At 73.2% G+C, this 7,713-nt stretch carries 8 protein-coding genes; 5 read left to right on the forward strand and 3 right to left on the reverse strand.

Annotated features, from left to right (window positions below):
- Window positions 1–61: 61 nt before the first annotated feature.
- Both AB0F10_RS27050 and AB0F10_RS27055 read left to right on the forward strand, forming a co-directional pair.
- Window positions 62–718: a class I SAM-dependent methyltransferase gene (locus AB0F10_RS27050; protein WP_360630745.1), complete on the forward strand. Its 657-nt coding sequence runs from the start codon at window positions 62–64 to the stop codon at window positions 716–718.
- Window positions 719–757: 39 nt separating this feature from the next.
- Window positions 758–1,918 carry an MFS transporter gene (locus tag AB0F10_RS27055; protein WP_360630748.1) on the forward strand — a complete coding sequence of 387 codons (1,161 nt, stop codon included), beginning with the start codon at window positions 758–760 and terminating at the stop codon, window positions 1,916–1,918.
- Here AB0F10_RS27055 and AB0F10_RS27060 read toward each other — a convergent pair.
- Complete coding sequence (locus AB0F10_RS27060; RefSeq protein ID WP_360630751.1) at window positions 1,908–2,798, reverse strand: FAD-dependent monooxygenase; 891 nt, start codon at window positions 2,796–2,798, stop codon at window positions 1,908–1,910. The genes AB0F10_RS27055 and AB0F10_RS27060 overlap by 11 nt on opposite strands.
- On the opposite strand from AB0F10_RS27060, the gene AB0F10_RS27065 reads away from it, so the two are divergent.
- Together AB0F10_RS27065 and AB0F10_RS27070 are read left to right on the forward strand one after the other, a co-directional pair.
- Window positions 2,761–3,738, forward strand: coding sequence for a GntR family transcriptional regulator (locus tag AB0F10_RS27065; protein WP_360630754.1), 978 nt, complete (start codon window positions 2,761–2,763; stop codon window positions 3,736–3,738). The genes AB0F10_RS27060 and AB0F10_RS27065 overlap by 38 nt on opposite strands.
- A gap of 9 nt (window positions 3,739–3,747) precedes the next feature.
- The gene (locus tag AB0F10_RS27070) at window positions 3,748–4,413 is read left to right on the forward strand and encodes an HAD family hydrolase (protein WP_360630756.1); all 666 of its coding nucleotides are present in this window, start codon (window positions 3,748–3,750) and stop codon (window positions 4,411–4,413) included.
- Window positions 4,414–4,543: 130 nt separating this feature from the next.
- Here the strand turns inward: AB0F10_RS27070 and AB0F10_RS27075 are convergent, their stop codons facing one another.
- Window positions 4,544–5,752: an AGE family epimerase/isomerase gene (locus AB0F10_RS27075; RefSeq protein ID WP_360630759.1), complete on the reverse strand. Its 1,209-nt coding sequence runs from the start codon at window positions 5,750–5,752 to the stop codon at window positions 4,544–4,546.
- Between the two features lie 61 nt (window positions 5,753–5,813).
- Entirely contained in the window at window positions 5,814–6,785 is a 972-nt protein-coding gene (locus tag AB0F10_RS27080; RefSeq protein WP_360630762.1) for a hypothetical protein, read from the reverse strand.
- A 166-nt stretch (window positions 6,786–6,951) separates the two neighbouring features.
- On the opposite strand from AB0F10_RS27080, the gene AB0F10_RS27085 reads away from it, so the two are divergent.
- Window positions 6,952–7,713, forward strand: a 762-nt coding sequence (locus tag AB0F10_RS27085; protein ID WP_360630765.1) for an amidohydrolase, incomplete at its 3' end; no start/stop codon positions are given.

Raw genomic sequence — 7,713 nt, forward strand, 5'->3', positions numbered from 1 at the left:
TGCTACCGCAATTCGCCGGCGGGGCGGCGGGGCCGGCTCCGTGGACAGTACTGTCGCGGCCATGGTCGACCACGATGCCCTCGGTGCCACCCGCGACGCCTACGACGCCATTGCCGAAACCTATGCGCAGATGTTCCGCGACACGCCGCACGACAGCCCGCTGGACATCGCCATCCTGGGCGCCTTCGCCGGGTTCGTGAAGGCGGGTGGTGGCGGCCGGGTCGCGGACCTCGGGTGCGGGCCGGGCCATGTCACCGCGTACCTGGAGGGGCTCGGCCTGGCGGCGTTCGGTGTCGACGCCTCCCCAGTGATGATCAAGCTGGCCCGGCAGGCCTTTCCGGGCGTGCGGTTCGACGAGGGGGCGATGGCCGCGCTGGACATCGCCGACGGGGAACTGGCCGGAGTGCTCTCGCGGTGGTCCATCATCCACACCCCGCCGCCGGAGGTTCCCGCCATCCTGGCGGAGTTCGGCCGGGTGCTGGCGCCGGGCGGCCACCTCTTGATCTGCTTCTCGGCGACCGATGGCCCGGCTCACCCGACGCAGGTCTTCGATCACACCGTCGCGCCGGCCTACCGGTGGTGGCCCGATCACCTCGTCGCGTTGCTGCGCGAGTCCGGGCCGGCCGAGGTGGCCCGGTTGGTCGTCGAGCCTCAGCCCACCGACCGCCGGCAGTTCCCGCAGGTTCAGCTGATCGCCCGCAAGGCCCAGGTGGTTTAATCGGTATCGCCGTAGCGCTGCGACCGGTACGAAGATCAGATGCCCTTCGTCGCGCTGTTCGCCGCCGTCCTGCTGCTCGGTATCGCGGACTCGATGGTCAATTCCTACATTGTGCTCTTCGGCGCCGACGTGGTCGGTCTGACGCCGCTGCAACTCGGGGTCTGGGCGTCGGTGTTCGCCCTCGGCGGGATCGCGATCGGCTGGTGGCTGGGGCGGCTGTTCGACCGCCGGCCCACCCGGGCGTACGGGATCGCCGTGATCCTCCTGGGCTCGGCGGGCTATGTGCTGCTGCCGGGGGTTTCGAGCTTCCTGGTGTTGCTCCTGATGGCGGCGACGGTGCTCGGGGCGATGGGCGCGGCCTTTCCGCAGCTGTTCGCCCTGGCCCGCGCCGTGCTCGGCGAGGGTGCCGCCGGGCAGCGTTCCGCGCCGGTGCTGCGCTCCGCCTGGTCGCTGGCGTGGGCCGTCGGGCCGTTGCTGGGTGCGCTGGTGCTGTCCCGGGGCGGCTATTCCTGGCTGATGTGGACGGCCGCCGCGGTGTTTCTCGCCTCCGCGCTGACCGTCCTGCTGGTGCCGCGGCCCGGGCCGCCCGACGCGGTGGTGAACGCGGCGCCGGGCGGAACACCCGTGCTGCTCACCGTGAGCGTCACCCTGTTCTTCACGGCGATGTTCGCGGGCGGCCTGGCGCTGCCGCTGTTCGTCACGCGGGGCCTGCATCAGCAGCCCGCGTCCATCGGCGTGCTGTTCAGCGTCTGCGCCGCCGTCGAGGTGGTGGCGACGCTGGGGCTGACCGTCCTGCCCGCCCGGGTCGGTCAGCGGGCGCTGATCCTCGGCGGATTCGCCGCCTTCGTCTTCTACTACGCCCTGACGGTCGTGTCCTCGGGCATGCCGATGCTGCTGATCGGGCAGGGCTTCCGGGGCGTGGGGATCGCGATCGTCGCCGCGGCGGGCATCCGCTACTTCCAGGACCTGCTCGCCCCGGAGACCGGCCGCGCGACGACGCTCTTCGCCAACGCGTGCACGGCCGGGCTGCTGGTCTCCGGCATCCTGGCCGGCCTGGCGGTCGAGCATCTCGGCTATCGGACGACGCTCCTGCTCTGCGGGGTGACGGCCGCGCTGGGCGGGGTGGTCTTCATCCTCGGCACCCGCCGCCGGACCGGCAGCCTGCCGGCCGAGGAGGCGCACGACAGCGTCAGAGCCTGATGGCGTGCTCGGCGCGTTCGATCGACTCCTCCGCGGCGGGGAATCCGGGGTTCTCGGTGGCGAGGGCCTGATTGAGCTCGGCGAACGGGCGCATCCGTGCCTCGTAGCGGGCGAACGCGCCCTCGATGCCGCGGGCGAGTTCCTCGGCGAGCACGTACGCGCCGACCAGGGCGAGGCTGGTGCCCTGGCCCGACATCGGCGAGGCGCAGTACCCGGCGTCGGCGAGCAGCGTGACCCGGCCCCGTGACCAGGTGTCCATGGCGATCTGTGCCATCGCGTCGAAGTAGAAGTCGGTGGCGTGCCACATCGCCGTGAGCAGGCGCGGAATCTCCCAGCCGAGCCCCGCCACGCGGTCGGCGACGAGTGTGCGCTGGGCGTGGAGGTCGCCGCGGTCGTAGTCGAGCGGCCCGGACATGAAGCCCACGTTGACCCGCAGTTCGGCATTGTCGCGGGCGGTGTAGACGCCCGCACCCGCGGTGTCGTTGCGCAGCCAGACCTGCCAGTTGTCGAGGCCGAGCACGTTGTCGGCGGTGAAGACGGCGACGTACATGCCGAGGTGCCGGACGAACCGGGCCTCCTCGCCGAACGCGAGCCGCCGGACGTTGGAGTGCAGGCCGTCGGCGCCGACGACGAGATCGAACCGGCGGGGTCGAGCAGGCCCATCCGCTCGACCACGATGAGCGCCGCGCCGCGCACGTCGACGGCCTGGCCGCCGGGGCGGGGCGCGGGGGACCGTTCCACGACCGTCGGGGTGGCGCCGTGTCGCCGCAGCCAGTAGGCGAGCGCGGGGCCGGCGACACCGGCGCCGGAGACGAGCACCTGCATAGATCAGAGGAGCGCCGGTGGAGCTTGCGCCGTACCAGCGGATCGCCAATGACATCCGCGAGCAGATCGCCGACGGCCGGCTCGCGCCGGGCGACCGCGTGCCGTCGACCCGGCGCCTGGCCAGAAACTGGGACGTGGCCCTGGCGACCGCGACCAAGGCCATGACGGTGCTGTGCCGGGAGGGGGTGCTGCAGGCCCGCCCACGCTCGGGCACCGTGGTCACGCCGGTGAGCGGCACGGGCACCACCACGCCCACCGCGCCCGGCGCGGTAACGCGAGCCGGGCGCGCGTCGCGCTCGGCCGAGCGGGAGCTGACCCGCGAGCGGGTCGTCCGCGTCGCCACCGAGATCGCCGACGCGGAAGGGCTCGACGCCCTGTCGATGCGCGGCGTCGCGGCCAGGCTCGGCGTGGCCACCATGTCCACGTACCGGCATGTGGCCAGCAAGGACGAGCTCGTCGTGTTCATGGCCGACGCGGCGTTCGGTGAGCTCGACTATCCCGGGCCGTTGCCGGACGGCTGGCGGCCGCTGCTGGAGCGCGCCTCGCGCACCCTGTGGGCGCTGTTCCGGCGGCATCCGTGGCTGGCACAGGTCACCCCGCTGACCCGGCCGCTGCCGCTGCGCAACCTGCTCCGGCACGGCGAGCAGATGTACCTCGCCCTCGACGGGTTCGACCTCGACGCCACCATGCGCCTCGACCTGCAGGTGATGCTCTACAGCCACATCCAAGGCCTGGCCGTGCAGCTCGAGCGGGAGGCACAGGCGCAGGCGACGACGGGACTGTCCGAGGACCAGTGGATGGATCTGCACGGGCCGGCCCTCGGCGCCCTAGCCGCGTCCGGCCGCTATCCGGGCTTCGCCGCGCTCATGACGGCGTTCGACGGCCGGGGCTACGACCTCGACCTCGACAAGATCTTCGAACTCGGCCTGCAGACCCTCCTCGACGGCCTGGCGATCCTGCTGTCGAGGCGCGCCCAGCTCTCCGAGGCTGACTAGGCTCGCCTCGTGATCCGTGCCGTGGTGTTCGACGTGGGTGAGTGCCTGGTCGACGAGACGAGGGTGTTCGGCGCCTGGGCGGACTGGCTCGGGGTGCCACGCCACACGTTCTCGGCGGTGTTCGGCGCGGTGCTGGCGCGGGGCGGGGACCACCGCGAGGTCTTCCAGGTGTTCCGGCCCGGCTTCGATCTGGCCGAGGAGCAGACGAAGCGGGAGGCGGCCGGCCGGGCGGACCGGTTCGGGGAGGACGACCTCTACCCGGACGTGCGGCCGGCGTTGGGCGCCCTGCGGGCGGCCGGACTCTGGGTGGGGATCGTCGGCAACCAGCCGGGGCGGGCCGGGGCGCTGCTCCGCTCGATGGACCTGCCGGCCGACATGATCGCGACGTCGGACGACTGGGGTGTGTCGAAGCCGGACGCCGCCTTCTTCCAGGCGGTCGCGAGGGAGACGCCGCACCGGCCGGAGGAGATCCTGTACGTCGGTGACCGGCTGGACAACGACATCCGCCCCGCGATCGCGGCGGGCTTCCGGGCGGCGTTGATCGTCCGGGGCCCGTGGGCGATCATCCAGCGGGACGACCCGGACGCGCACCGGCCGGCGACGATGCGGATCGCCTCGCTGGCCGAGCTGCCCGGGCGGATCGCGGCGTTCAACCGCGGCGCGGGATCGCGGTGAGCAGGGCGGTGATCAGCGCGAGGACCCCGCCGCCCGGTGGCGCGAACCTCGACGGCGAACAGGCCGGACCCGCGCTCCCGCCGACCCTCCAGCCGGGGAAATCCAGCAACGATCGAGGTCCGTCGGCGTCCTAGTCCAGACCGGCGGCGACCGCCGGGGCCAGCATCGGGTAGAGCGGCAGCCGGGCGGTCAGCGTCGCCTGCAGCGCGTGGTACAGGTCCGGCTTGCCGGGCCACACCGATTCCGTCGGCACGTTCTCGGCATTCAACTGGTGGAACCACGAGCCCCGCTCGTGGTCCAGCAGGTACGTCGCCGAGTAGTCCCACCAGGCGCGGTACCAGTCGGCGTACTGCGCGGTGCCGAAGCGCCGGTGCATCGCCGCCGCGGCGCTGATCGCCTCGGTCGCCACCCAGTGCATGCGGTCGCGGACCACGGGGGAGCCCGACCAGTCGGTGGTGTAGACGAAGCCGTCGTTGCCGTCGACGGCCCAGCCGTCGGCGACCGCGCGGTCGAACAGGGCGGTGGCGGCCTCCGCGAGCCACGGCGCCGAGCCGGGCGGCTGGGCGGCCTCCGCGTGCAGGAACAGCCGCGACCACTCGAGGCCGTGGCCGACCGTCGCACCGTACGGCTTGAAGGGGTGGTCGGGCTGGTCGCGGTGGAACTCGGGCAGCGGACGCCAGGACTCGTCGTAGTGCTCGGGGATCCGCCAGTCGTGCGCCGCGGCGGTGTCGGCGACGAACCGGCACACCCGGTTCGCCCGGGTCAGCCACTGCCGGTCGCCGGTGACCCCCGCGGTCGTCAGCATCGCCTCGACGGCGTGCATGTTGCCGTTGATGCCGCGGTAGCCGTCCAGCGTGGTGAAGCCCGCGTCCCAGCTGTCGGCGCAGCGGCCGGCGTCCTCGTCCCAGAACCGGTGCAGGAAGACCCGCTCGGCCTCGGCGAGCAGGTCCGCCGCGCCCGGCACCCCGGCCTGGGTCGTGGTCGCGGCGGCGAGCAGCACGAACGCGTGGTCGTAGCAGGCCTTGACCGTGTGGTCGTCGGCGGCGGGGAACCAGCCGCCGTGCTCGGGGTCGCGCAGCCGGCCGGTCAGCCCGCGCAGGGCCTGCCGCGCGATCGGCGCCGACCCGGGTACGCCGAGCAGCGCGCCGATGCCGTACACGTGCGCCATCCGGCTGCTGATCAATGTGGACACCGGGCGGCCGGGCTCGATCCGGCCGGCGCCGTCGAGCCAGCGCGCGCCGCCCTCGGGATCGGTGGTCCGGCGGCCGAAGGCCAGCAGGTCGCGGGTGTGCTGGTCCAGCCAGCGGTGATGGGCTGAGCTCGTCGGCCAGTTGGACATCTGGATCACTGTAGGTCGCCGGGCGCGCGATGACGCCGGGGCGCGCCGCCGGACCGCGGACTCACCGGTTCCAGGTCGGCAGCGGCTGCCCGGGGGTCTTCACGGCGAGGTACTGCAGCACCTTGCGGCAGTCGAGGTTGGGCGAGTTGTACTCGTTGCCCTTCAGCGCCTCCAGCAGCGGCTGGTCGCCGGCCAGCTGGTCGTCCTCGTAGTGGCAGGTGAGCCGGGTGTCGATCGCGGACTGCGGTATCCGCATGACGTACCGGGTCTCGGCGTGCAGCACCGTCACCCACTCGTCGGTCTCGGCGATCGGGTAGCCGATGAACAGGCTCTCCGGAACCACCCGGAGACGGTTGCGGTCCACCGTCATCTGCTGCGTCGCCGGCACCGCCGCCGAGTTGAGCAGGAAGGCCTGCGCGGAGACCCACGGCGCGTCCAGGCTGTGCAGGAACTGGAACGCCAGCGCGGCCGCGCCCAGGTAGAGGACCGACTGGCCCTGCCAGCCGGCGAGCGCCTGCCGCCTGCGGATCAGGCGCTGGTCGGTCGACGGGGCCCACCTGCGCCGGTAGCGCCGGATGAGCAGCTCGACGAAGAGCGCCGCGAGCACGACGGCGATGGCCAGGACGAGATATTTGTACGGCGACGCGAGCGCGGTCACCACGACGACGATCGCGATCAGCGGCCACAGCGCGGGCTGGACGCGGGCCCGGAAGCGGATCGCGAACCAGGCCGTGCCGAGGGCCACGGCCGGCAGGATGTAGTAGGCGTAGATGGTCACGGTGCCGAGCGCGACCTGCGTCGGCGTCGCGGCGAGCAGCGCGGTGGTCGTCGTCAGCGAGTACCGGCCGACTCCGTAGATCTTGATGAGGAACAGCAGGATCAGCAGCGCCGAGCCGACCGCCACCAGCTCCCGGGTGCTGATCCCCGCGACCGCCTCGGGTGCGGACGCCGCCGGAGCCTGCGGTGGCCGAGGGGGGTCGACGTGCGAGCCTGCCAGTAGGTGGGGACGGGAACGCCTTCTGGTTTGCGCCATCGCCGGTTGCCTTCCTGAGGCCGGTGTCGCGGGACCTCAGGATAGGAACGGGGCGCAACGACGCGGCTACCCTCGGCGGCGGGGCGGTGGGCGGTCCTCCCGTCGGATAGCGTCGATGGACATGTCGACGATGGACTGTCGACGGCATCGGATGCGGGGTGGCGCGATGACGGTTCTGCGGGTTCGCGGAGTGGCCCTTCCCGAGGGCGAGACGGTCGACCTCTACGCCGACGGGGACCGGTGGACCACCGACCCGGTCGCCGGCGCCGAACTGGTGGCCGAGGGCTGGCTGCTGCCCGGGCTGGTCGACGCGCACACCCACCCGGGCGCGGAGGAGATCGGCCGGCCGCTCGATCTCGGCGTCCTGCGCGAGGATCTCCAGGCGCACCTGGCGTCGGGCGTGGCACTCATCCGCGCGCCCGGCCTCGCGGGTGAGCCGCCCGGCTGGTTCGGTCTCGCGGACGACAGCCCGCGGGCGGTGCACGCCGGCCCGTGGATCGCGCAGCAGGGCCAGTTCTTCACCGGCTGGGGCCGCCGGCCGGACCACGCCGACCTGCCCGCGGTCGCGGCCGGGCAGGCGGCCCGGACCGGGTGGGCGAAGGTCGTGGTCGACTGGATGGTCGGCGACGAGGTCATGCCGGTGGAGGTGCTGCGCGAGGCCGTCGACCGGGTGCACGCGGTGGGCGGGCGCCTCGCGGCGCACTCGCAGCACCCGGACGGCGGCGTGGTCGCGGTCGAGGCCGGCGTGGACTCGCTGGAGCACGGCATGTGCCTGGACCCGGCGCTGCTGCCGCGCATGGCGGCGCAGGGCACCGCGCTCACCCCGACGCTTTCGGTGATCCAGGCCGGGCTGGCCCGGCAGCGGCTCAAGCCCGACGGCCCCGCCCGGCGCTGGTACGAGGCCGGCGCGGGCGTGCACGGCCGGCTG

The sequence above is a fragment of the Actinoplanes sp. NPDC026623 genome, from assembly GCF_040638275.1.
GTDB lineage: Bacteria > Actinomycetota > Actinomycetes > Mycobacteriales > Micromonosporaceae > Actinoplanes.

Excerpts from the sequence above, each read along its gene's own strand:
- AB0F10_RS27075 (WP_360630759.1), bottom strand. The coding sequence starts at position 5,752 with ATGTCCAACTGGCCGACGAGCTCAGCCCATCACCGCTGGCTGGACCAG.
- AB0F10_RS27060 (WP_360630751.1), bottom strand. The coding sequence starts at position 2,798 with ATGTCATTGGCGATCCGCTGGTACGGCGCAAGCTCCACCGGCGCTCCT.
- AB0F10_RS27055 (WP_360630748.1), top strand. The coding sequence starts at position 758 with ATGCCCTTCGTCGCGCTGTTCGCCGCCGTCCTGCTGCTCGGTATCGCG.
- AB0F10_RS27050 (WP_360630745.1), top strand. The coding sequence starts at position 62 with ATGGTCGACCACGATGCCCTCGGTGCCACCCGCGACGCCTACGACGCC.
- AB0F10_RS27080 (WP_360630762.1), bottom strand. The coding sequence starts at position 6,785 with ATGGCGCAAACCAGAAGGCGTTCCCGTCCCCACCTACTGGCAGGCTCG.